This is a genomic window from Streptococcus panodentis, assembly GCF_017884005.1.
In the GTDB taxonomy this organism is placed as follows: Bacteria; Bacillota; Bacilli; order Lactobacillales; family Streptococcaceae; genus Streptococcus; species Streptococcus panodentis.
This window is the reverse complement of the sequence record NZ_QFAY01000008.1, coordinates 27,592-50,810: the sequence shown is the minus strand read 5'-3', so window position 1 is coordinate 50,810 and position 23,219 is coordinate 27,592. Positions and strand designations below refer to the sequence as shown.

The 23,219-nt window shown below is 49.7% G+C and carries 19 protein-coding genes and 2 pseudogenes; 17 read left to right on the top strand and 4 right to left on the bottom strand.

What is annotated here, in order from left to right; all coding sequences use genetic code 11:
* Positions 1-26 precede the first annotated feature (26 nt).
* From DHL47_RS04915 to DHL47_RS04885, 7 genes and pseudogenes are all read left to right on the top strand, one after another.
* Positions 27-467: pseudogene (locus DHL47_RS04915) on the top strand (GNAT family N-acetyltransferase).
* A gap of 103 nt (positions 468-570) precedes the next feature.
* On the top strand, positions 571-1,053 hold the full coding sequence (locus DHL47_RS04910; RefSeq protein ID WP_128834930.1) for an ECF transporter S component: 483 nt from the start codon (positions 571-573) through the stop codon (positions 1,051-1,053).
* Positions 1,037-1,441: a DUF4430 domain-containing protein gene (locus DHL47_RS04905; RefSeq protein ID WP_209551096.1), complete on the top strand. Its 405-nt coding sequence runs from the start codon at positions 1,037-1,039 to the stop codon at positions 1,439-1,441. The genes DHL47_RS04910 and DHL47_RS04905 overlap by 17 nt, the downstream gene beginning before the upstream one ends.
* Positions 1,442-2,206: 765 nt before the next feature.
* Complete coding sequence (locus tag DHL47_RS04900; protein WP_209551095.1) at positions 2,207-3,265, top strand: AAA family ATPase; 1,059 nt, start codon at positions 2,207-2,209, stop codon at positions 3,263-3,265.
* A 20-nt stretch (positions 3,266-3,285) separates the two neighbouring features.
* Positions 3,286-4,110, top strand: a complete 825-nt coding sequence (gene pnuC, locus DHL47_RS04895) for a nicotinamide riboside transporter PnuC (RefSeq protein ID WP_209551094.1) — start codon at positions 3,286-3,288, stop codon at positions 4,108-4,110.
* Positions 4,111-4,129: 19 nt separating this feature from the next.
* On the top strand, positions 4,130-4,927 hold the full coding sequence (locus DHL47_RS04890) for an NUDIX domain-containing protein (RefSeq protein ID WP_128834922.1): 798 nt from the start codon (positions 4,130-4,132) through the stop codon (positions 4,925-4,927).
* A gap of 347 nt (positions 4,928-5,274) precedes the next feature.
* Positions 5,275-5,964: a DUF6287 domain-containing protein gene (locus tag DHL47_RS04885; RefSeq protein WP_209551093.1), complete on the top strand. Its 690-nt coding sequence runs from the start codon at positions 5,275-5,277 to the stop codon at positions 5,962-5,964.
* 435 nt (positions 5,965-6,399) lie between these two features.
* Here the strand turns inward: DHL47_RS04885 and dusB are convergent, their stop codons facing one another.
* The 3 genes from dusB to DHL47_RS04870 all read right to left on the bottom strand — a co-directional run bounded on the left by dusB (position 6,400) and on the right by DHL47_RS04870 (position 9,672).
* The gene (gene dusB, locus DHL47_RS04880; protein ID WP_164828339.1) at positions 6,400-7,377 is read right to left on the bottom strand and encodes a tRNA dihydrouridine synthase DusB; all 978 of its coding nucleotides are present in this window, start codon (positions 7,375-7,377) and stop codon (positions 6,400-6,402) included.
* Positions 7,364-8,236 (bottom strand): Hsp33 family molecular chaperone HslO, encoded by an 873-nt coding sequence (hslO, locus tag DHL47_RS04875; protein ID WP_209551092.1) that lies wholly within the window; start codon positions 8,234-8,236, stop codon positions 7,364-7,366. The genes dusB and hslO overlap by 14 nt, the downstream gene beginning before the upstream one ends.
* Before the next feature lie 485 nt (positions 8,237-8,721).
* A complete protein-coding gene (locus DHL47_RS04870; protein ID WP_209551091.1) occupies positions 8,722-9,672 on the bottom strand; it encodes a helix-turn-helix transcriptional regulator in 951 nt (316 codons plus the stop codon).
* 232 nt (positions 9,673-9,904) lie between these two features.
* On the opposite strand from DHL47_RS04870, the gene ptcA reads away from it, so the two are divergent.
* From ptcA to DHL47_RS04830, 9 genes and pseudogenes are all read left to right on the top strand, one after another.
* The gene (gene ptcA / locus DHL47_RS04865) at positions 9,905-10,918 is read left to right on the top strand and encodes a putrescine carbamoyltransferase (RefSeq protein ID WP_128834914.1); all 1,014 of its coding nucleotides are present in this window, start codon (positions 9,905-9,907) and stop codon (positions 10,916-10,918) included.
* A 562-nt stretch (positions 10,919-11,480) separates the two neighbouring features.
* On the top strand, positions 11,481-12,839 hold the full coding sequence (locus tag DHL47_RS04860) for an APC family permease (protein ID WP_209551090.1): 1,359 nt from the start codon (positions 11,481-11,483) through the stop codon (positions 12,837-12,839).
* Between the two features lie 15 nt (positions 12,840-12,854).
* Positions 12,855-13,964, top strand: coding sequence for an agmatine deiminase (aguA, locus tag DHL47_RS04855; protein ID WP_209551089.1), 1,110 nt, complete (start codon positions 12,855-12,857; stop codon positions 13,962-13,964).
* 1,138 nt (positions 13,965-15,102) lie between these two features.
* Positions 15,103-15,921, top strand: a complete 819-nt coding sequence (locus tag DHL47_RS04850; RefSeq protein WP_209551123.1) for an ADP-ribosylglycohydrolase family protein — start codon at positions 15,103-15,105, stop codon at positions 15,919-15,921.
* Between the two features lie 226 nt (positions 15,922-16,147).
* Positions 16,148-16,547: pseudogene (locus DHL47_RS13340) on the top strand (SDR family oxidoreductase); the annotation flags it as partial.
* Between the two features lie 9 nt (positions 16,548-16,556).
* Entirely contained in the window at positions 16,557-16,949 is a 393-nt protein-coding gene (nmlR, locus tag DHL47_RS04845) for a stress response transcriptional regulator NmlR (RefSeq protein WP_209551088.1), read from the top strand.
* Positions 16,949-17,374, top strand: coding sequence for a cupin domain-containing protein (locus DHL47_RS04840; protein ID WP_128834906.1), 426 nt, complete (start codon positions 16,949-16,951; stop codon positions 17,372-17,374). Before nmlR ends, DHL47_RS04840 begins: the two co-directional genes overlap by 1 nt.
* An 11-nt stretch (positions 17,375-17,385) precedes the next feature.
* Positions 17,386-17,703, top strand: coding sequence for a carboxymuconolactone decarboxylase family protein (locus DHL47_RS04835; RefSeq protein WP_128834904.1), 318 nt, complete (start codon positions 17,386-17,388; stop codon positions 17,701-17,703).
* Between the two features lie 23 nt (positions 17,704-17,726).
* Complete coding sequence (locus DHL47_RS04830; protein ID WP_128834902.1) at positions 17,727-18,713, top strand: aldo/keto reductase; 987 nt, start codon at positions 17,727-17,729, stop codon at positions 18,711-18,713.
* A 306-nt stretch (positions 18,714-19,019) separates the two neighbouring features.
* Here the strand turns inward: DHL47_RS04830 and gshAB are convergent, their stop codons facing one another.
* The gene (gene gshAB, locus DHL47_RS04825; RefSeq protein WP_209551087.1) at positions 19,020-21,272 is read right to left on the bottom strand and encodes a bifunctional glutamate--cysteine ligase GshA/glutathione synthetase GshB; all 2,253 of its coding nucleotides are present in this window, start codon (positions 21,270-21,272) and stop codon (positions 19,020-19,022) included.
* A gap of 373 nt (positions 21,273-21,645) precedes the next feature.
* On the opposite strand from gshAB, the gene DHL47_RS04820 reads away from it, so the two are divergent.
* The gene (locus tag DHL47_RS04820) at positions 21,646-22,938 is read left to right on the top strand and encodes an adenylosuccinate synthase (protein ID WP_128834900.1); all 1,293 of its coding nucleotides are present in this window, start codon (positions 21,646-21,648) and stop codon (positions 22,936-22,938) included.
* Positions 22,939-23,219: the final 281 nt, after the last annotated feature.

Genomic DNA, 23,219 nt, shown 5'->3' with positions numbered 1-23,219 from the left:
TCCAGCTGAATTGAAAGGGTGAAAGAATGAAAATTCGTAGGATGACAGGGGCTGACTATCCAGCGCTTTGTCAGCTGTGGCTGTCCTGTGCCGGGATGGGGCTCAATAATCTGGATGATTCTGAGGAAGGGATAGTTCGCTTTTTGCAGCGAAATCCGGATACCTGCTTGGTAGCAGTGGAGGGATACCGGCTTATCGGTGCCATTCTGGTTGGAACGGATGGCCGCCGGGCTTAGATTTATCACACAGCGGTTGCCCCTGACTGTCGTAGAAGGGGAATCGCTAAGGCACTTGTAGAGCAAGCCTTGGAAGCGGTAAAAAGCCTTGGGCTCCACAAAGTATCGTTGGTCGTCTTTGAAGGCAATGCCGCTGGCAATCAATTCTGGGAAGCGCTGGGATTCGGGCTGAGAGAGGATTTGCTCTACCGTGACAAACCGCTCAGGGACATGGTGCGGATAGATACTTGATAAGCAGAAAGAGCCGAGACTGCCCGGCTCTTTTTGGAAACTTGCTTATATTATAAAAAATATGTTATACTAATAGGGTATACATTTTAGAAAGGAAGCAGCCGTGTCTGTCCGTCAACTTACCCGTATCGCTCTGTTGGCAGCCCTCTGTGTCGTCCTTCGCTACGCTTTTGCCGGTCTGCCCAATATCAAGCCCATCTCAGCCCTTTATTTTTTGCTGGTGGATGCTGAAGATTTGAAGAGTTCGCTTTTGGTCATGTCCATCAGCATCTTTGTTTCTTCTTTTCTTTTGGGAATGGGACCTTGGGTGCTTTTTCAAATTGTGACCTTTGCGGCGGTTATTTGCCTATGGTACCTGCTGTACAGACACTTTAGATTGTTTGGCCAGAGCGTCTTGGCCATGCTTTTAGCCTTTGGCTACGGAATCTTGATTGACAGTATAATGGCTGCTCTGTATCAAATGCCTTGGTGGACTTATGTGGCGGCAGGGGCAGGTTTTAACTTAGCGCATGCCCTGTCGACTCTGCTCTTTTATCCGATTCTTTACCCTATTTTAAGGAGGCTCTATCATGAAAAAACTTTTTAGTTTCGTTACGCTGCTCTTGGCTCTTGCAATGGCAGGCTGCAGCGGCGGTTCCTCAAATACCGACCAGAGCAGTTCAGGCTCAGCCCAGTCTTCGGCCAAAAACGAGCTGTCTATCACGGTCAGTGTTGCCCCGGACGGTCAGGAAAAGTCAGAAAAAACGGTGAAAGTTGAAGAAGGGCAAACAGCCATGGATGCTTTGAAAAAAGCTTACCGAGTGGAGGAAAAAGATGGCTTTATTACCTCTATTGACGGCCGGGCTCAGGATGAAGCTAAAAGCCTCTATTGGATGTTCAAGGTCAATGGCGAAATGGCACCGAAAGCGGCCAATCAAATCACCCTGAAAGACGGCGACAAACTGGAATTTTATCAGGAAGTCTACCAACAATAAAGCTGTTGCATTCTTTCTGTTTTCAATCCAAACAGCTCCTGCAGGAGTTCGAGACATTCCCATAGGATTGCTCGTGACAGGATGGACTTGTTTCCTTCCCCTCCTGTCTGTGTCTGCCTAGTGTGAATTCTCATTGTTTGCTCCTCTTTGAAAATCGAAGATGCTGGTGTTCAAGCGCTTTGATGAAGACAAACTGACACAAACGGGTTTACTTTGCCTGCCAGCTTCACTAGTCCAGAGGGCTGTTGAAGCAGCATCGGTTTACCTGTTTATCTTTGATTTTCTTTGAGTAGAAATATTCGCTCATATCGCAAGGTATGAGTTTTTTTGTGCAGTCGCTCTTCTTTTGAAGCGGTCGGATTTGGGAGAAAGGGGATATAGTCTTTTCGTTTGCTTTTAGTAGTGAAACTGTCTGGGGGACAGCTTCATACCGCGTCAAGATTTTTTTACCAAGACAAAGCGAGGCTGAAGGACTTTCGTCCCAGCCTCACTCCCCCGGACTTAACGAAAGTCAGGAACTGTCTTCCTCTTATCCCCAGCCTCCAACAGTCCTTCCGGACTGTTTTGACACAAACTGCGTTTGTTTTATCTCCAACCTCTCACAGTCCCCCGGACTGTGAGAGCAAGGCGAGCTAACAAAGTAATAAAAAACAGACTAAACAACGATATTTATAAAAAAATATAAAAAACTCTTGACAAAAAGAAAATATAGTTTATAATAAAAACATAAATAAAAAATATAGAAAACAATAAAAAGGTAATGTCATGAAAGAAAGAACTGCGATTGTCTTTGGCACCTTTGCTCCGCTTCATCAGGGGCATATTGATCTGATTCAGAAAGCCAAGCGCCGATATGACCGGGTGAAAGTGGTTGTCTCTGGCTATGAAGGCGATCGGGGGCAGGAAGTCGGCCTGTCTCTGCAGAAACGCTTCCGTTATATCCGTGAGACCTTCTCGGATGATGAGCTGACGCAGGTTTACAAGCTGGACGAGACAGCCTTGCCCCGCTATCCTCTGGGCTGGGACGAGTGGCTGAGCGCTCTGCTGGAGCTAATCGATTATCAGCCGGAGCGGGAGGAGCTGATTTTCTTTGTCGGAGAGGCTGACTATCAGGCTGAGCTGGCTAAACGGGGCTTTGACAGCAGTCTGCAAGGCCGCCAATTCGGGATTTCGGCCAGCATGATCCGGGAAAATCCCAGCAAGTACTGGAAGTATATCGCCCAGCCCTTCCGCAGGCAGTTTACCAAGAAAGTGCTGATTATCGGCAGCGCCAGCAATGGTAAAACGACACTGGCTAAAGATTTGGCTCGCTTCTACGATGCGCCGGTCAGTCTGGAATACGCCCGCGAATACCAGATTCAAAACAATGTCCGCGATGATGAGCTGACTCCCAAGGACTATTATTACCTGCTGCTGGGGCAGTATGCTCAGACTTCGCGCCTGATTGACAGCAGCGCCAATCGCGGTCTGGTAGTAGCTGATACGAATTCGCTGGTGACCAAGGGGTATTATGATTATTATCTGAAGGAGAGTCCGGCTCAAGATGATGAGACAGCTACCTTTGACAATCTCTTTTCCAGCATTCTGGCGAAGGAAAAATGGGATTTGGTACTCTTTGTTCAGCCGGTCGGCTCCTATGTCAATGACGGCTTCCGCGATATGAGCATGGCAGATGAAGCTATCCGTCAGGATTTTTCGGCCTATCTGGACCGGCTTAGACAGCGCTTTCTGCCGCATATTCCGATGGTGTATCTGGCCAGCGATTATCTGGACAACTATCAGGCAGCCAAAGAGGCAATTGATAGCATTTATCAAGCAGATTAGAAAAGAAAGTGGTAAAATAGATGGTAGTAAGAAATATAAACATGCAAAAACTCTCGCCTGCTCAGCTTCGTGCAGCCTTCAAGCAAAAACTGCAGACTTTTGTCCGCAACTTCAGCAATGTCTGGGCGGCAGCCAAGGAGCAGGGGCTGGGCGGAATTGCCAAGCTCATTTGGCAGGATTTGTTTGTCGGGCGCAGTCTTTTTCAGTGGGCCTACCTGCTGCTGCTTTCCAGCGTGCCGTTCATTCTGGAATTTACCAACGGAGAGGCGCAGCATGACTGGCTGGGACTCTTTGCTTCCTGGACGGGGATTGTCTGTGTCATTCTGGTTGCTGAGGGACGGGCCAGCAATTATCTTTTCGGGGCTGTCAATTCGGCGATTTACCTGCTCCTGTCATTTCAGGCCAGCTTTTACGGAGAAGTGCTGACAACGGTTTATTTCTTTGTGATGCAGCCAATCGGCCTGTATACTTGGCTGTCCAACCGGGTCAATGAGCAGGAGAAAACGGAGTCTTCGCATTTTGAGGCTAAGAAGCTGAACTGGAAGGGCTGGCTCAAATATCTGGCTCTGACGGCGCTCATCTGGATTGGCATGGGTTTTGCTTACAAGAGCATTCACAGTCACCGGCCCTTCCGTGACAGCGTGACAGATGCTACCAATGGGATTGGCCAGCTCCTCATGACAGGGCTTTATCGAGAGCAGTGGATTTTCTGGATTGCGACCAATCTCTTCAGTATCTACCTCTGGTGGGGCAGCAACCTCCATATCCAGGCCATGTACTGGGTCTACACGCTCAACAGTCTGGTGGGCTGGTATCAGTGGAGCAGGGCTGTAAGGAAGAAATAATATTTGAAAGGGAACATTTATGAGCAAACTTACGATTCCTGAGGGAATGTCGGAAAAGGAATATTATGAAACGCTGGCTGACGAGTCAGCCTTTTTGGCTTGGTACAAGTCGCAGGACCTGCCCAAATATGAGACGCCCAGTGTGACTGCCGATATGGTGGCCTATTGCTTTGCGGAGGGCCGCATCAGACTGCTGGTCATCAAACGCCGGGCTCATCCCTATCAAAATAAATACGCCTTGGTCGGCGGCTTTGTGGACAGACAGGAGGATGCCTATCAGGCTTGCATCCGTGAGGTGAAGGAAGAAGTGGGGCTGACGATACCGCTGGAAAAGGTGGAACAACTCCTGACGGTCTCCACGCCGGGCCGTGATCCGCGCGGCTGGGTGATTACCATTGCCCATCTGGTATATCTGCCGGCTCAGGTTATGGATCAGGCGGCAGCCGGCGACGATGCTAAGCAGGTCATGTTTTTGGATGTAGACTTTAAGACGGCGACTTTCAGGGACGGCAGCCGGGTATTGACTGAGGATGATTTTGCCTTTGATCATTACCAAATCCTGCTGGAATCCATCAAACGTATACAGGGACGGCTGGACTGGAATCCGACCTTTCTCCATCTGCTGGAGCAACCTTTTACGGTCTATGAGGGGACCGAGCTGGTCAATCTGATCTCACCGCGCCGGCCGATTGTCAGCAATAATTTTCTGGTGAAATTCGGCCATTATCTGGAAGAAGCAGGTGTCAAGCGGGTTCCTAAGAAAAAACCAAGAAAGGTTTACCGTCTGAAAGGAGACCCCCATGGGCAGGAACGATAAAGCTGCTGAATCCGCCCTGCTGTTTTCATGATTTTTTCTGTTTATACACTTCAAAAATCACCACCAATCTTTGTTTAGCTCCAACAGTCGACTGTTGGAGGCTGTAGATAAAACAAACGGAGTTTGTGTCAAAGATTCTAACTCAAGTTAAAGGAGGCTGAGATACTTCTTATACAGTATCTTCCAAAAGATGCATCCCTCTGTGGGTGAGGGCGCAGCCATCATGGGAGTCTGTCCCAGCCTCTTTTTTTTTTGAAAAAATCGCCGATAAATGGTTGACATATTGAATTCAGAGTATTACAATTATATTACAAAAAGATTTCTTTATATTACAAAGGAGAAATACCATGAAAACAAAGACTTATGTTACCCTGATGACTGCAGCCGCATTGGCTTCTCTCTTGCTTTTAGGAGCCTGTGGCAAAAAAGAAGAAAGCAAGACAGCGGATAGTTCCAGCAAGACGGTCCAGACGGCATCCAGCTCTAAAGCAGCGGGCTCTAGTAAAGCCAGCAGTTCGGCTAAAGCCGGCAGCAGCACTGTTTCAGAAAATACAGGCAGCCAGTCTGTGCAGTCAGAAAGCCCTGCAGACCAAGGCCAGTCAGCAGTGGAAGCGGCTCAGCCTCAGCCAGCGCAAAGTCAGCAGTCAGAAAATCCTCAAAGCCGCCAGCAAAGCCAGCAGCAGGCACAGTCCGCTCAGCCGGCGGAAAGCAATCGTCAGCTTCAGAACAAGCAGGCAGCCGGCAATGCACGTTACAAAGGGGTGCTGACGATGGTAGACGGCGACTTTTCAGCAGCTGCCGGATCATGGCAAGACGGGTCTGGCAATACGATGACGGTGTCAGCTGACGGACAGTTTACCCTTCAGTCTGCCAATGGAACGACACAAAATTACTATGTCGCGTCCTACTCTTACACTCTTGATGACGGTAAATACAATGCCCAGCTGGGCGGCGGCCAAGGAGGTAAGAGTCCTGCTGTGCAGATTACGACTGGGGCAGACGGTTCTGTGACGAGCCTTGTCTTTGCTCAGCCTTGATATAGCCGTTTAGTTTATCTTTTATTGCTTTGTTAACTCTGCCTTGCTATACCCCAGCACAGCCTGCGAATCGTTGCCTAGTACTAAAAGCAAACTGAAGGTTTATAAAGACAAAAGAGGCCGGGACAATAGTCCTTAGCCTCTTATTATAGTTCGTATTAAAATCATGACGCAGTAGCCGATTGAACTCTTCGTTCGCTTTTCAAGCTCGGAAGAGCTCCTAATCGGCCTTGCGGGGCTGGGACGACGAAATCGAGACTACGTCTACCGATTTCTGTCCCACCGCCTTTTATTCTACGATAATTTTGGTTTTCTTGTTTGGATACTTCCTAGCGGTCTTTCATCTACAGCTACACATCATTGCTTGAGCAGTCTGTGGCTAGATTCCTAGTTGGCCTGATGATTTTCATTGAGTATGAAAGATGAGAGTGCCTGTTAGACTTGGATCTGCAGGAGTTCTTCAATTTCGGTCAGGCTTTGAGCCTGAGAAATCGTGCCGCGGAGTTTAGCAGCGCCTGCCGTCCCGCGCAGATAATGCGGTGCTAGTCCGCGGAATTCGCGGATAGCGATATATTCGCCTTTGAGGCTGACCAGCCGAGACAGATGGTCATAGGCGATTTTCATCTTGTCCTCAAAGCTGAGGTCGGGAAGAATCTCCCCAGTCTCAAAGTAGTGGTTGATCTGGCTGAAAATGTAGGGATTGCCCATAGCGGCGCGGCCGACCATGACAGCGTCAGCACCGACTTCCTCTATGCGCTGCTTGGCATCCTGAACGCTGCGGATATCGCCGTTGGCGATAAAGGGAATCTTGGTCAGGGCTTGGGCGACTGCATGCAGGGTTTCCAGGTCGGCATGGCCGGTGTACATCTGCTCGCGCGTGCGGCCGTGCATGGCCAGGGCGGAAACACCGGCTGCTTCAGCGGCCAGAGCGTTTTCCACAGCCAGAGAGCTGTCAGACCAGCCGGTCCGCATCTTGACAGTCAGGGGAATATCCAGTACCGACTGGACCTTGTGGATAATCTTATAAATTTTATCCGGGTCTTTGAGCCATTTAGCCCCGGCTTCGTTTTTGACGATTTTATTAACCGGGCAGCCCATATTGATGTCTACCATGTCGGTTCGGGTATTTTTCTGGATAAATTCTGCTGCGCGGGCCAGACTGTCTTCGTCACTTCCGAAAAGCTGAATGGACACCGGATTTTCGCCTTCCTCAATGTGCAGCATGTGCAGGGTCTTGTCGTTATTGTACTGAATGCCCTTGTCAGATACCATTTCCATCACCACCAGTCCGGCTCCCAGCTCTTTAGCAATGGTCCGAAAGGCCGAATTGGTCACCCCGGCCATAGGAGCCAGAACGGTGCGGTTGGGAATCTTGACATTCCCAATCATAAAAGGTGTGTTAAGATTTGTCACGAATCAGTTCCTCCAAGTCCTTTTGGTCAAAATGGTAATGGGTCTGGCAGAATTGGCAGGTAATTTCTGCCCCTTGGTCTTCCTCCCGCATCTCTTCTAGATCTGCCTGAGGGAGGCTGGCCAGAGCGTTTAAGAAGCGTTCTTTACTGCAGTCGCACTGGAAGCGGAGATCTTCCTCAGACAGGCGCTTGTAAGGCTCCTCTCCGTAGATGGCAGCCAAGAGAGCTTCGATGTGGTCATCGGATTCGAGCAGTGCTGAAATGGCCGGCATTTCCTGGATGCGCTTCTCAAAGCGAGCGATGTCTGCTTCCTTAGCACCGGGCAGGACCTGAAGCAGGAAGCCGCCGGCTACTTTGACCTTGTCCTCCTTGTCCAGCAGGACATTGAGCCCGACAGCGGATGGGGTCTGCTGGCTTTCGGTCAGATAGTAGGCTAGATCTTCGCCGATTTCCCCGGAAATCAGCGGGGTCATAGAATGATAAGGGCGGCCGGTACCATAGTCGGTAATGACTAGGAATTCTCCGCTGCCTACAAACGGTCCGACCAGCACTTCGCCGGTGGCTGTTTTTTTGATGTCGACGCCGGGATTTTGCACATAGCCCTTGACATTGCCTGCTGTATCGGCAACGGTGATGACAGCCCCCAGTGAGCTGCTTCCCAGAATCTTGACGGTTATGCGGGTCTGGCCTTTTTCGTTGGCAGCAAGTATCTGGCTGGCAATGAGGGTCCGGCCCAAAGCGACGGTAGAGCTGGCCTGTGTCTGGTGCTTTTCCTGAGCAGTCCGCACCGTTTCTGTGCTGTCCAGCACATAGGCCCGAAAGGCTCCGTTTTCTGCTATTGTTTTGATAATCTTGTCCATACCTATTATTTTAACACAAAAAGGGCGGCAAGCGTAGACCTGTGCTTCAAACCTCAGGACAAAGGCGTGAAAGATGTTTAATCAGAAACTCATGCTTTCTGGATTTCAGCATTCGTTTTTTTGGAAATGAACTCCTCTTTTTATGGTTTTTCCTGCAGTCTCACTTGTCATCAATACAGCTTTTTCAGTTCCGATGGTCGGATAACTGCTTCGGGCACCTGTCCTGTTCAGCCGCTGCGTCTTGTATCGTCATTTCGTTTATCTTTTATGATGTCGTTAACTCGCGCCTTGCCCTACTTTTGAGACTTCCTCACGGTCTTTTATCCGCAACCTAAAAGCAAACTGAAAGACTATAAATCAGACGATAGAAGTATACGAAGCTGGGGGCTTCCCAGCCTCGTTTTCTTTTTGAATGCGGATTTTCATTTGGGGGAGCAAAAGGCGAGCTGGCGAAAAGGAGCAGATTCCGGTTTTTCGAAAGCCTATTAGGAATGGGCTTGCCGATAGTGATGATAGAGGGAAAAAAGCTCTTCTCTTTTTCGGACATCCGTTTTGATGTAGATATTATGGATATGCGTTTTGACCGTTCCGACGGAGAGGTAGAGCTCTTCGGCGATTTCCTGATTGTGCTTTTGCGCAAGGAGCAGCTGGCAGATTTCCTGTTCGCGCTCGGTCAGTCGGTAATTCTGAAAGAAGCTGGTCATAAAGGAGGAGTCCCTGTCTTTTAAGGAATGAGGCGAGCCGGACAGGAGCGGAGAGTCTTTTAGGAAGTAGCGGAGAGCCAGCATGCTCAGACTGATAGAGAAGATATTTTCTGAAAAACTGCGGTTGATAATGTGACTGTGGAGCAGACTGTAGCTGTCCACATGAAAGATGATAAAGGTGTCTTCAGCAAGTATGAGCAGGCTGAAGATGAAAGTTAGGCTGCCGATGATTTTCAGGTATTTCCTGCGGACAGCACTGACTGCTTCTTGTCTGGAACGGTGCCAAGCCCGGATGCCAAGGCAGCCTAGCCAGAGCTGATTGGGCAGGTAATAAAGATAGGTGCGCCAAGAGGAGCTTTGGTCGATGGGAAGCAGCATAAAGAGGAATATAGCGGCCAGCAGCAGGTATTCCCAGCCTTTAATCTTGCTCTTGCTGATAAAATGGAAGAGCCAGAGCTGGCAGAAGTTGCCGGCTAAAAAAATACTGGTTTTGATAAAGGAAGTTCCCTGAAAAGTCTGGTTATAGCCGGAAGCAAAGCTGGCAATCAGCTCAGTCATGGAAATAACAGAGTTGTCCAGAATGAAAACAGCAAAATAAAGGGAGAGTATCAGAAAGAAAGCTTTCATTTTTTTGTTATCTGCCTTGAAGTAATTGACCAAGGAGATAGCCAGGGTAGTAGAATAAAGAATAAGGAGCAGCGTGTTGTAAATATAAACAATGGCAGGGTCCATAATGTCCTCCTTTGTAAAAAGACTATACAAATATTATAACATTCTGCTAAACCTTTTTGATGACGCTGCTGTAACAAAGGTCTAAACCTTGGGTTTATTTTTTGAAAATCCTTGATTTCACAGGGGTTTAGCTCCCTAAACCCGGCCGTTTGCGTTTACATCCCGGGGTTGATAGTCAACTTTTGCTAAAATCGCTATGATAGTCTTATAAAACATTCAGGAGGGCTCAGCTATGAGTGAAAAATTAGACTATATCACAACGGAAGATTTTTCCAAGGAAGAATTGCTTCATTTGGTTGATTTATCCTTGAAAATCAAGGCCTGCATCAAAAACGGTTATTATCCGCCCTTGCTGAAAGATAAAACTTTGGGGATGATCTTTCAGCAGTCTTCAACCCGGACCCGGGTTTCCTTTGAAACAGCCATGACCCAGCTGGGCGGGCATGCTCAGTATCTGGCACCTGGTCAGATTCAGCTGGGCGGTCATGAAACAATTGAAGATACGGCGACGGTGCTTTCCCGTTTGGATGACATTCTCATGGCACGGGTAGAGCGGCATCAGAGCGTGGTGGACTTGGCACGGTATGCGTCCATTCCGGTCATCAATGGCATGTCAGACTACAATCATCCAACTCAGGAATTGGGAGATCTCTGCACGATGGCAGAGCATCTGCCGGCGGGCAAGAAGCTGGAGGACTGCAAGGTTGTCTTTGTCGGTGATGCGACTCAGGTCTGTTTTTCTCTCGGTCTGATTGCGGCCAAAATAGGGATGGAATTTGTTCACTATGGCCCGGAAGGTTTCCAGCTCAATGATATGCACAAAGCAAAATTGGAGGCTATTTGTCAAGTGTCCGGCGGCAGCTACACTGTGACGGATGATGAGGAAGCGATTGTCGGAGCAGACTTCCTCTATACTGATGTTTGGTATGGCCTCTATGAAGCGGAGCTGTCGGAAGAAGAACGAATGGGGATTTTTTATCCTAAATACCAAGTGGACAGCCAGATGCTGGACAAGGCTGGCCGTGATTGCAAATTTATGCACTGTCTGCCGGCGACCCGCAATGAAGAAGTGACTGACGAAGTCATTGACGGGCCTCGCTCTATCTGCTTTGATGAAGCAGAAAACCGGCTGACCTCTATTCGGGGGCTGCTGGTCTATCTTTTGAGAGATTATGCGGCTAAGCATCCTTATGATCTGGCCAAGCAGGCAGCAGCAAAAGCGGATTTGGAAGCCTTTTTGAACTGAGATTCAATAAAAATCGCAGTCAGTGCTGGAAGTGAGATGCTCAAAAATGCCAGTGGAGGCTTTGGGGCTGCGGATAGACTTCCGTAAGGCAGCAAGCAAAAGCACTGCATTGAGGCAGCTGAATGCGTCTGTCCTGCTCTCTCTGATTCTCAAAGAGTATGAACTAGGCTTTTGATGCAATCTGCATTTGCTCTATCTGCAGTTTCCCTGCCTCGCTTCCGGGTTTCCGGGCTCATTCTGCAAAGGTCCCCCGGACCTGCCTCGCTTTCTTGTTTTTAGGCTCGGGCTGAAAAGGTCCCCCGGACCTGCCTCGCTTTCTTGTTTCTAGGCTCGGGCTGAAAAGGTCCCCCGGACCTGCCTCGCTTTCTTGTTTTTAGGCTCGGGCTGAAAAGGTCCCCCAGACCTGCCTCGCTTTCTTGTTTTTAGGCTCGGGCTGAAAAGGTCCCCCGGACCTTTTCACTCCCTCAGATTGTTGGAGCAAGACAGGGTTAGCAGTGAAAGGAGCGGGCTTTCGTCAGACTGGGCCCGCTAAGGTCCGCCTATCTTCAGAAAGGGGAAGATCATGGAAGGAAAGAAAAAATTTAGTTTGTTCAGTGCGGTGCTGTCCGTTATCTGTGTAGTATTTGTGGCAGAAGCCGCCGCGCCGGTTGCGGCCATTGGCAATTCCCAGTTTTTCTGGTGGCTGTTTCTCCTGCTGGCTTTTCTGCTTCCCTATGGGCTGATTTCTTCAGAGCTAGGAACTGCCTACATCGGAGATGGAGGGATTTACGACTGGGTGACCAAGGCCTTTGGCCACCGTTGGGGAGCTCGGGTATCTTGGTATTACTGGATTAATTTTCCGCTCTGGCTGGCTTCGCTGGCGGTCATGACGCCGGGCCTGATGGAGACCATCACAGGCTTCAAATTGGCCCCTTGGGCTGGCATTGCCATTGAGTTAGTCTTTATTTGGCTGATTATTTGGATTAGTTTTTATCCGGTCAGCGACAGCATTTGGATTCTCAATGGAGCGGCGGTCATTAAGATGCTGCTGGCTCTTCTGGTCGGCGGTCTGGGTCTTTATGTTGCCTTCACTAAAGGCATGGCTAATGATATGAGCTTCTCTTCGCTGCTGCCCAGCTTTGACTTGAACAGCCTGTCCTATGTCTCGGTCATTATCTTCAACTTGCTGGGCTTTGAGGTCATCTGCACCTTTGCCGGTGACATGGAAAATCCCAAGAAGCAGATTCCTCAGTCGATTATTGCAGCAGGACTGGTGATTGCAGCTATCTATATCTTTTCAGCCTTTGGGATTGGCGTGGCCATACCGGTCCATAAGATTTCAACCAGCAGCGGCATGATGGACAGCTTTAAACTGCTGACGGGGACTGGTACCGGATGGTTTATCATTGCTATGGCCTTTCTCTTCCTGCTGACTCTCTTTGGCAATATGATTTCCTGGTCGCTGGGCGTCAATAACACGGCTTCTTATGCGGCCGAAAACGGCGATATGCCTAAATTTTTTGCTAGGAGGAGCAAGAGCAAGGATATGCCGGTAGGGGCTGCTGTAGCCAATGGTCTGGTAGCCAGTCTGGTGGTGGTGCTGGCTCCTATTCTGCCGAATCAGGACTTGTTTTGGGCTTTCTTCTCCCTCAATCTGGTCATGTTTCTCCTGTCTTATGTTCCGGTTTTTCCGGCCTTTTACAGGCTGAGAAAGATAGATCCTGACACACCGCGGCCTTTTAAGGTCGGCGGGAAAGATGGCTTTCTGAAATTAATGGTCATCCTGCCTATGATTCTGATTGTCATCTCTCTGATTTTCACCGCTCTGCCGCTGGCATTTGATGCTGAGACACTGACAGCCAAGCTTCCGATTACGATTGGCTCCCTTATCTTTATTGGCCTTGGCGAGCTGATTATCCTGGTCAAAAAAATCAAAGATTAGAAATGAGGTCAAAAAATGGCAAAACGTATCAATGATTCTACTCCTAAGCAAGACGGATTCCGCATGCCGGGAGAATTTGAAAGGCAAGAGCAGATTTGGATGCTTTGGCCTTGGCGCAATGACAACTGGCGTCTGGGAGCGAAACCGGCCCAGCAGGCTTTTCTCCAAGTAGCACAGGCTATCAGTGAGTTTGAACCAGTCTCCCTCTGTGTGCCGCCTACTCAGTATGAAAATGCGCTGGCGCGTGTGGCAGCGCTGGGCAGAGACAATATTCGCGTTATTGAAATGACCAGCGATGACTCTTGGATTCGGGACTGCGGGCCGACTTTTCTGGTCAATGATCAGGGGGATCTCCGGGCAGTAGATTGGGAATTCAATGCTTGGGGCGGTTTGGCTGACGGGCTGTATTTCCCTTGGGATCAGGATGCGCTGGTTGCCCGCAAGGTCTGCGAAATCGAGGGCGTGGACTCTTACAAGACGGCGGATTTCGTGCTGGAAGGCGGATCTATCCATGTGGATGGAGAAGGAACGGTTCTGGTGACGGAGATGTGTCTCCTGCACCCCAGCCGCAATCCGCATTTGTCTAAGGCAGAGATTGAGGAAAAGCTCAAAGATTATCTCAATGCTGAAAAGGTCATCTGGGTCAAGGACGGTATTGACCCTTATGAGACCAATGGGCATATTGACGATGTTGCCTGTTTTGTTCGGCCGGGAGAAGCCGCCTGCATTTATACAGAAGACAGGAGCCATCCTTTCTACAAGGAAGCTCAGGCTGCCTATCATTTTCTGACAGAGCAGACGGATGCCAAGGGGCGTCGGCTGAAAGTTCATAAGCTCTGTGTGACCAAGGAGCCTTGCTATCTCAGGGCAGCAGACAGCATTGATTACGCCGAGGGCAGCATTCCTCGGGAAGAGGGAGAAATCGCCATTGCTTCCTATCTTAATTTTCTGATTGTCAACGGGGCTGTTATTCTGCCTCAGTATGGTGATGAGCATGATGCTCTGGCTGTGGAGCAGGTTCAGGCCATGTTTCCTGACAGAAAGATTGTCGGCGTGCAGACGGCTGAAATTGCATACGGCGGCGGCAATATCCACTGTATTACCCAGCAGCAGCCAGCGGTTTAAAGCTCCTTCGGGACAAGGCCGGGATAAGATGTCTCGGCCTTGCCATATTTTATCATCATTTCGTTTATCTTTTATGATGTCGTTAACTCGCGCCTTGCCCTACTTTTGAGAATTCCTCACGGTCTCTTATCCGCAACCTATCATTTTCTTATTTCAAAATGATAGGCTGAAACTGTCCCCCAGACAGTTTCACTGCTAAAAGCAAACTGAAAGACTATACTCAAGCTTTTTGAAAAATGAAGATGGCGGGTCTGATATGGGATCTTTCAAAAGACAGATCCTCTGTGGGTGAGGTCGCAGCCATCATGGGCGTCTGTCCCACCGCCATCGGTTTGAGGCCGGTACAGTCTCCAGCTGGCTTTCCAGTGTGCTTTTTGATTTTCGTTGAGCAGAACATAGAGAGATGGTTCGCCTGCTGGTTCTTGAGCAGAACATGGTATAATAGACTTGTTCGGAGACCGGCTGTCTTTTTGATGCCTTACCTTAAGCAGTGGCCTGCAAGCAATTGGCTCTATTATCGTCATTTCGTTTATCTTTTAAGACGTCGTTAGCTCGCCTTGCTTTAACAGTCCGGGGGACTGTGAGAGGTTGGGGATGAGGAAAACAGAGTTTTCCTCAATGCAGGAGCTTTTTGGAGTCTAAAAGACGAACAGTCTTGACACATCCTAACGGATATTTCATCCATAACCTCAAAGCAGTGCTTTGAGCAATCAGCTACCGCGTCAAAAGTTTTTTACCAAAACAAAGTGAGACTGAAGGACTTTCGTCCCACCCTCAGCCCGAACCTAGAAACAAGATAGTGGGGTAGAAAGGTTGTGGATAAGGCAAGCGAAGCTTGCATCAGCCGTACCCCACTACAGCCTGCGGCTTGTTACCTACTATTAAAAGCAAACTAAAAGACGATATTCATTGCGAAAGGGAAAAACTCAACTCTGTTCGTTTTTTATTCATTCTATTCTGGCTTTCCATCTTTTTTCTCAAGTGATGGCGGACTGGTAGAGCGGGCCGAAGCGAACGATGTGCGGGTTTCAATAGAAAGAGCAGCAGATTCTGCCTTTTGCGCCTCACGGCTAAGGTAAGTCAAAAGAAGAATCGTCATCTCTTTCCGAACAAGACTGTAAAACGAGGGAGGCGTATGATGAATCAATATTTAAAAGCAGCGGTTTATGGCCTGGCTGTGGCAGATGCTCTGGGGGTGCCTTATGAGTTTCGGGAGCGAGGCAGTTTTACGGCGGACGCTATGGTTGGCTACGGCAGCCACCAGCAGCCGGCTGGCACTTGGTCGGATGATACCAGTCTTGTCCTAGCGACCTGTGCATCTATCAGGGATCGAGGAGTCATTGACCCAGCGGACATGCAGCGGCGTTTCAGGAGCTGGCTGTTTGAGGGGGCCTATACAGCAGATGGCCAGACCTTTGATGTGGGCCATGCAACTCGTCAGGCTCTGATGCTAGGCTACGGCCTGTCTGATGTGTTTTCCAACGGCAACGGCTCTCTGATGCGAATCCTGCCCTTGGCATTTACAGCAGCTGATAGGGCTGACATTCAGGCGGTTTCCAGCATTACCCATGCCCATGCTCTTTCGATAGAAGCCTGCCAGATTTATATAGACATTGCCAGACAGCTGCTGGCTGGTCGGCACTTGCCCCAAATTTTGACTGGTCTGCAAGTCAGTTCGGCTTTCAGCCGCTTAAAAGAGCTGGCCCGGCTGCCGCAGACTGCTATTCGCTCCAGCGGCTATGTAGTGGACACTCTAGAGGCGGCTCTTTGGTGCCTGCTGCAGACTACGGCTTACTCGGAAGCAGTCCTGAAAGCGGTCAATCTGGGCGATGATACCGACACGGTAGCCTCTGTGACCGGCGGCTTAGCCGGTCTTATCTACGGTCTGGAGGCTATTCCGCAGGTTTGGCTCCAGCAGCTGCGCAACAGAGAATTGCTGGACAGCTGCTTGTTTTAGCATTTCTCTCATTCTGAGAAGCGACGTGGTTTGAAGGGATTTTCGAAGAGTATGAAGCATCAAAGATGACTGAATCAACTGTGAGGGGTGGGAAGACGAACTCTTTTATTTGGCGTTCTTTCCCGCTCCTTTATTTTGCAGACGATTTTTTTCTAAAAGGGCTTGACTTGGAGTCCACTCCAAGGTTTATAATGGATTTATACAGATTGCAACAAAGGAGGTCCAGATGACACCGGCAGATGAATTGCTGGGCTTGGATTTTCTGCATATTGATAAGATTGAAAATAGTCTCCACGCATATCAGCCGGCTAAGCGCGCCAATGAAAAGCGGACCATGTATGAGGCGGTTGAATGAGGCAAAATAGGAGCTCGGATCAATGACATTGCACCGGGCATTGTCGTTACGCCGCTGGCTGTTGATGAGTTGAGCGGCATTCGCGGAGATTTTTTATAAAAATATATTTGCAGAGTCGCCCGCAGGACGTCCGGGAACGACAGACGAAATTGCCAATCTGGCGGAACTGCTGCTTGGCGAGCGCGGCCCATGTATAATGGACTCTACCTTTTTGATCGATGGCGTCGCGACAGCTTCGTATTTTTACGGACCGCTGCAGCCAGAAAAATAGGAGGAAAAGATGAACATAAAAAAAGTAAGTGAACGAACCGGTATCAGTGCGGACACGATTCGCTATTATGAGCGGATTGGACTGATTCCGCCGGTGACGCGAAATGCTGCAGGAATCCGGGATTTCAGCCAGCACGAGATCGAGGTGCTGGAGTTTGTCCGCCTTTTTAAAACAGCCGGCATGTCTGTTGAAAGCCTGATTGACTATATCAAGCTTCTGGACAAGGGGGATGAGAGCATTCCGGCCAGACTGTCTATCCTGCAGGATGAAAAGGATAAGCTGGAGGGACGGCTGGGAACCCTGCAGGCTGCTCTCAATCGGCTGAACTATAAGATTGAGAATTATGAAAATAAGGTGGTTCCCAGAGAGCGAGAATTATTTACAGAAAGAGAGGCAGACTAATGGCGCAGTTTGAAGAAGTGCAACAGGGGATTATTTTTCCGGTTGGAGAGGAAAATGAGGCTTACCAGGATGTCTTTACGGGCCGGTCTTATCTGGCTGTATTAGCCCAAGCGCCCGGCGGCCGTACAGGAGTTGCCAATGTGACCTTTGAGCCGGGCTGCCGCAATCATTGGCATGTTCATACAGAGGGCTATCAGATCCTTCTGGTTTTAGGCGGACAGGGGCTTTACCAAGAGGAGGGAAAAGCTGCGCGGCTGCTGCAGGCCGGGGATGTTGTGGTGACGGATAAAGGAGTCAAGCACTGGCACGGTGCTGTTAAAGATGCTTGGTTTGAGCATATTGCTATCACTGCTGGAGCCAGTGAGTTCTTTGAAGCAGTGACAGATGACATTTATGAGTCGGCTCATAGAGATCATGGTTTATAAGGAGACAGGAAATGGCAGAAAAACAAACAGCCGGTCGTGATTTGTTGGGAGAATTTGCTCCTGCATTTGCAGCCTTGAATGACGATGTGCTTTTTGGGCAGGTCTGGTCCAGAGAGGCAGAATTGTCCCCTAAAATCCGCTCCATTGTCACCGTCACGGTGCTGATGACGGCGGGCAATTTTGAGCAGCTGGCATTTCATTTGACGAAGGCCAAAGAAAATGGAGTCAGCAAAGACGAAATCGCAGAAATTATCACCCATGCTGCCTTTTATATGGGCTGGCCCAAGGCTTGGTCGGCTTTGACCAAGGCAAAGGAAATCTGGGAATAGCACAGGCTAATGGAGGAATCATCATGGAATATACAAGATTAGGCCAAACCGGCCTCGACGTTTCGAAAATCTGTCTGGGCTGTATGAGTTTCGGCGATGCCAGCCGAGGGTTTCACTCAGGCTGGCTCTTGGATGAGGAAAAAAGCCGGCAGATTATTAAAAAAGCGCTGGATATGGGCGTGAACTTCTTTGATACGGCCAATGTCTACGCGGCCGGCAGCAGTGAGGAGTACCTCGGGCGGGCTATCCGTGACTTTGCCGACCGGGAGGAGGTCGTTATTGCCACCAAGCTTTTCTTTGGTGACGGTCAGCACGAAGGCCGAAATACGAGGGGACTGTCCCGCAAGGCAATTTTCAGTCAGGTCAATGCCAGTCTGGAACGGCTGGGGCTGGACTATATCGACCTGCTCTATATTCACCGCTGGGATTACCAGACGCCGATTGAGGAAACAATGGCTGCCCTCCATGACTTGGTCCGCTCTGGCAGGGTCCGCTATTTAGGAGCTTCTGCCATGTATGCCTGGCAGTTCCAAAAGGCTCAGTATGCCGCTGAAAAGAACGGCTGGACCAAATTTTCCGTCATGCAGAATCACTATAATCTTCTCTACCGGGAAGATGAGCGGGAAATGATTCCTTTCTGCAAAGACTCCGGTGTCGGTCTGGCTCCCTACAGTCCTTTTGCCGCTGGCCGGGTGGTCCGCGACTGGACGGCAGATACAGCCAGAAGCCGCACCGATGAAACAGCTAAGTCCAAGTATGACAGCACCGAGGAGCAGGACCGTCTGATTGTCGAGCGGGTCGCTCAAGTAGCCGAGCGCTGCGGCCGCACGCGGGCGCAGGTAGCCTTGGCTTGGCTCTGGCAAAAAGGGATTGATTCGCCCATTGTCGGTGTCACCAAGGAAAGGTATCTGGATGATTTCGCCGGGGCCTTTGACCTGACCCTGACAGCAGCAGACATGGCTTACTTGGATGAAGCCTATGTCCCCCATCGAATTGTAGGAGCACTGTAAAAAAACCGCATGCTCTTTGACAATCTCTTCAAACCGCTAGTTCCAACAGCCTTGGGGGCTAAAAATAGCAAAGCAGGGAAGGTTAGGAGAATCTTTTTAGCCTGATTCTAGTTTTCTGCCGCTCTTCCTTGAGTATACATGCAGACAAAAATCGCAGCCGTTTTGTGCTGCGATTTTTTAATAGAGAAAGTTCTGGATGGAACAGCTGGCTGTGAAAGAAAGGTCGGCTGGTTCGTTTATCTTTCTAGTTCGGTTTGGTTCCGCCGGGACGGTCGGTGCTTTGCTGCTTAGCACGAAAAGCCTAGATTACTCCAGCTCCGGAAAGAGTTTGGCCAGTATTTTCGGTGTGATGGGCTGACCCGGTCCCTGAGCGCAGTAGGTGTGCATATACATGGAGGGGTTAAAATTGAGCTCAATGCAGGTGCAGTTGGGCTTTTCCTGGGTAGAGGGAAGGGTGCAGTCCGGGATAATCAAATCTACACCGCAGACCCAGGCCCCTATGGCTTTGGCCATATCTGCGGCCAGCTGCTTGTAGGAAGGGTGCATGCTTTCGGTCACATCGATGGAATCTCCCCCAGTCGAGATATTGGAGTTGCGGCGCAGCTCCACCTTGACACCAGCTGGCAGGATATGGTCAGGTCCATAGCCCTGCTGGTCCAGCATGAGCAGTTCAATGTCTCCCAGTTCGATGATTTCTAAGGGAGAACGGTGGTCACGGCCGCGCAGGGGGTTGTCATTTTTAATAGCAACCAGCTCTCGCACCGTATGCCGACCGTCTCCGATTACGTTGGCTGCTACACGCAGAAGGACCGCTTCACAGCAGCCATCTAGGATAAAGAATCGATACTCGGTTCCTGGGATAAATTCCTCTACCAAAACGGCCCTGTCTTCTGCAAAGGCGATTTCCAGAGCTTTCCGGTAGCTTTCCCGGCTGGCCGGTTCTTGGAAGATAGAAATGCCTAGACCGAAGTTGGTGGACTTAGGTTTGACAACAATCTGCCGGCCTTTGATAAGCGGATAGTAGGCCAAGCCCTCCTCTATGCTGGAGAATTCCGCTCCGGCAGGCACTGGAAAATCAGCTGCTGCTAAGATTTTCTTGGTCACGGTTTTATTGGCCATAGCCAGCGGGATGACATAGTTATCTTTGGAAGTCATGTTGCCGTTTTTGACAAATTCTACATGATTTCCCCGCCAGAGTTTGAGGAATTGGTCATTTTCATCTAAAATCTCAACATTCAGCCCCTTCTGAATGGCGTCAAAGAGCAGCATTTGGGTGGATAGTTCCATGTTTTCATAGCCTTTAAGAGCATAAGGAGCTATCCAGGCATCATCGTGGAATTGCTCCGCTTTCGCCAAGCCAAACTCTTCTAAAGAATTATTTTTTATGTAAGGCAGAAGCCGGCCGGACAGGGTCTGCCTAGGGTCCAGCAGAGCTGCTTTGATGTTTTGGAGCAGCTGACTGTAGTAGACGGGGAGGTCAAAGTGGCAGATAAGAGCCTCCATGGCTTGGATAAGAGCAGAGCTGTCGGCCTCGTCCGGCAGAGGAGTCAGCGGATGGCTGCAGGCAACCCGTTGGTTGAGAGCGTGCGCAGCTTCTAAGCTTTCGTCTGCCTCCTTGACATCCTCCAGCCACAGCAGGGCTAGAAGAAAGAGATGGACACTATCCAGAGTTTCCTGACTGATTCCCAAAGCATCAAAGGGATTGAGATCAAAGCAGCGAAATTCCAGATAAGTCACACCCTTGTCCAGATAGCTGCGGTTGTGCTTCTGCCCGCGGAAACGGACAGCAGAGTAAAATTCCTTCTCCGCACTCAGGTCGCCTGCCTGAACATAGCCTTCAATATCCGCGGCATACTGTTCCAGAGAAGCGTAGGAAACATGGATGTGGGGATCATTGACATAGCCATAGTCGCTGTTGCGAAAAGAGCGAATGGGCTGGGGAATGTCCTGGTCATAGAAACCAGCCTCCGCTAAGGGGGCTGCTCCGTAGAGATAGGTCAGCAGCCAGCGGAAGCGCAGAAAGTTGCGGGCCAGCTTGAGATAGAGATCGTTTTTAAAATCTCGGAGGGAAGCATAGCCGCTGACGGCAAAGAGAGCCGCCACTAAGTCCTTGCCCAGCTCTATATTGTAATGAATGCCTGAGATCGCCTGCAGACGTTTGCCGTATTTGGCGGCCAGCCCTTCCCGGTAATGGTGTTCGTATTCATTTTCCAGCCGGGCGATGACAATCTCTTCCTCTGTCAGCCGGGGCGGCATGGAGAGCGGCCAGAGTCGCTCATTGGGGTCGATGGAGCGCTCGGCTACGTCTGTGATGGCTCCCAGCAGGCGCCGCGCTTCACTGGCTGAGTGGGCGACAGGGGTGATCAGCTCCAGCTGCTGCTCGCTGAAGTCAGTCTGGATGGTCGGGTGGTAGTTGCGGGAGCCCAAGATCTGCGGATGGTCTGTCTGAGCCAGACTTCCCTCTGCTGTCACCCGCAGGCTCTCTCTTTCAAGGCCGAAGGTTGCCTGCAGAATCGGACTTGCTGCATCTAGTTTTTCTAATAAATGGTCAATGGTCATCGGTTTTCTCCATCCCTGCTATGATAAAATTAGTCTATTACAAAAACAGCCAGAAAACAACTATCTGCTACGTTTTTAGGAAATTTCCGAACCTTTTCGGCCTATACTCTGCTTTGTTTCGGGAAAATAAGAGATTTGCAGCAATTAAACCCTTTTCAAAAAAGAAAAACCAAATCAAAAATCTGCCCAACCTTGAAAAAAAACTCATTTTTTCTTATAATGAAGTGTAAGATATACCGCAGGTGAGATTCCTGCCATAGATGCAAGAAAGGAAGAGCTGTTTCTTACTCTTTCTATTTGAATTCACTGCCTGAGCTGCAGCCTGCAGCCAGTCTGAATTTAAAATAGTCTGAGTAGAGGCTCAGACAAAGATATGACATCAGTAGTTGTTGTAGGAACCCAGTGGGGAGATGAAGGCAAGGGAAAGATTACCGATTTTCTCTCTGCCAATGCGGAAGTCATTGCCCGCTATCAAGGCGGAGACAATGCCGGCCACACCATTGTCATTGACGGCAAAAAGTACAAGCTGCACCTAATCCCGTCAGGGATTTTCTTCCCGGAAAAAATCTCTGTCATCGGAAACGGTATGGTTGTCAATCCTAAGTCTCTTGTAAAAGAGCTGGCTTATCTGCATGGAGAAGGCATTACCACCGATAATCTCCGTATTTCAGATAGGGCGCATGTCATTCTGCCTTATCATATTGAGCTGGACCGCCTGCAGGAAGAAGCCAAGGGCGAACATAAGATCGGTACCACCATCAAGGGGATTGGACCGGCTTACATGGACAAGGCTGCGCGTGTAGGGATTCGCATTGCTGATCTTTTGGATAGAGACATTTTCAGAGAGCGCTTGGAGCGCAATCTGGCTGAGAAAAACCGTCTCTTTGAAAAGCTCTATGACAGCCGGGCGATGAGTGTTGAGGATATTTTTGAGGAATATTACGCTTACGGTCAGCAGATTAAGCAGTATGTGACTGACACTTCCGTCATTCTCAATGATGCTTTGGACCATGGCAAGCGCGTGCTCTTTGAGGGGGCTCAAGGGGTCATGCTGGATATTGATCAAGGAACCTATCCTTTTGTAACGTCTTCTAATCCGGTAGCCGGCGGTGTGACCATTGGCTCCGGTGTCGGGCCCAGCAAGATTGACAAGGTTGTCGGCGTCTGCAAGGCCTACACCAGCCGGGTCGGCGATGGTCCCTTTCCGACGGAACTCTTTGACGAGATTGGCGACCGGATTCGCGATGTGGGTCATGAATATGGTACCACGACTGGCCGTCCGCGCCGGGTTGGCTGGTTTGACTCAGTGGTCATGCGCCATAGCCGCCGGGTATCAGGGATTACCAATCTCTCCCTCAATTCGATTGATGTTCTGACCGGTCTGGATACGGTGAAGATCTGTGTAGCTTATGACCTTGACGGTCAGCGCATCGATCATTATCCGGCGAGTCTGGAGCAGCTTAAACGCTGCAGGCCGATCTATGAAGAGCTGCCGGGCTGGCAGGAGGACATCACTGGTGTCCGCAGTTTAGAGGACCTTCCTGAAAATGCCCGCAACTATGTCCGCCGTGTCAGTGAGCTGGTCGGTGTCCGTATCTCAACTTTCTCAGTCGGTCCCGGTCGGGAACAGACCAATATCCTGGAAAGTGTTTGGTCCAGCCTGTAATAGATGAGTCTGATACCGTATAGCCCTTTCGTTTGCTTCTAGCAGTGAACTGGTCTGGGAGCATAAAAAGGTTCGGGGAACCCTTTTAGCCCTGTCCAGAAATTGAAAAGCAGGGAAAGTTCCAGCTATCGTCTGGAAATAAGAAAATGATAGGCAGCAAGGCGGTGGCTGGCAGACAGCATATGGGAGTCTGTCCTGCTGTCAGCCTTTGTCTTTGCAAGCCTTTAGCGTCTGGGCAAAATCAACCTTTTAAAAAAACGGCTCTTAAGTTTCTTTTAAGT

What these genes read in the sequence shown, in the direction of transcription:
- DHL47_RS04905 (WP_209551096.1), top strand. Translation starts at nt 1,037, where the DNA reads ATGAAAAAACTTTTTAGTTTCGTTACGCTGCTCTTGGCTCTTGCAATG.
- DHL47_RS04900 (WP_209551095.1), top strand. Translation starts at nt 2,207, where the DNA reads ATGAAAGAAAGAACTGCGATTGTCTTTGGCACCTTTGCTCCGCTTCAT.
- pnuC (WP_209551094.1), top strand. Translation starts at nt 3,286, where the DNA reads ATGGTAGTAAGAAATATAAACATGCAAAAACTCTCGCCTGCTCAGCTT.
- DHL47_RS04890 (WP_128834922.1), top strand. Translation starts at nt 4,130, where the DNA reads ATGAGCAAACTTACGATTCCTGAGGGAATGTCGGAAAAGGAATATTAT.
- DHL47_RS04885 (WP_209551093.1), top strand. Translation starts at nt 5,275, where the DNA reads ATGAAAACAAAGACTTATGTTACCCTGATGACTGCAGCCGCATTGGCT.
- hslO (WP_209551092.1), bottom strand. Translation starts at nt 8,236, where the DNA reads ATGGACAAGATTATCAAAACAATAGCAGAAAACGGAGCCTTTCGGGCC.
- DHL47_RS04870 (WP_209551091.1), bottom strand. Translation starts at nt 9,672, where the DNA reads ATGGACCCTGCCATTGTTTATATTTACAACACGCTGCTCCTTATTCTT.
- ptcA (WP_128834914.1), top strand. Translation starts at nt 9,905, where the DNA reads ATGAGTGAAAAATTAGACTATATCACAACGGAAGATTTTTCCAAGGAA.
- DHL47_RS04860 (WP_209551090.1), top strand. Translation starts at nt 11,481, where the DNA reads ATGGAAGGAAAGAAAAAATTTAGTTTGTTCAGTGCGGTGCTGTCCGTT.
- aguA (WP_209551089.1), top strand. Translation starts at nt 12,855, where the DNA reads ATGGCAAAACGTATCAATGATTCTACTCCTAAGCAAGACGGATTCCGC.
- DHL47_RS04850 (WP_209551123.1), top strand. Translation starts at nt 15,103, where the DNA reads ATGAATCAATATTTAAAAGCAGCGGTTTATGGCCTGGCTGTGGCAGAT.
- nmlR (WP_209551088.1), top strand. Translation starts at nt 16,557, where the DNA reads ATGAACATAAAAAAAGTAAGTGAACGAACCGGTATCAGTGCGGACACG.
- DHL47_RS04840 (WP_128834906.1), top strand. Translation starts at nt 16,949, where the DNA reads ATGGCGCAGTTTGAAGAAGTGCAACAGGGGATTATTTTTCCGGTTGGA.
- DHL47_RS04835 (WP_128834904.1), top strand. Translation starts at nt 17,386, where the DNA reads ATGGCAGAAAAACAAACAGCCGGTCGTGATTTGTTGGGAGAATTTGCT.
- DHL47_RS04830 (WP_128834902.1), top strand. Translation starts at nt 17,727, where the DNA reads ATGGAATATACAAGATTAGGCCAAACCGGCCTCGACGTTTCGAAAATC.
- gshAB (WP_209551087.1), bottom strand. Translation starts at nt 21,272, where the DNA reads ATGACCATTGACCATTTATTAGAAAAACTAGATGCAGCAAGTCCGATT.
- DHL47_RS04820 (WP_128834900.1), top strand. Translation starts at nt 21,646, where the DNA reads ATGACATCAGTAGTTGTTGTAGGAACCCAGTGGGGAGATGAAGGCAAG.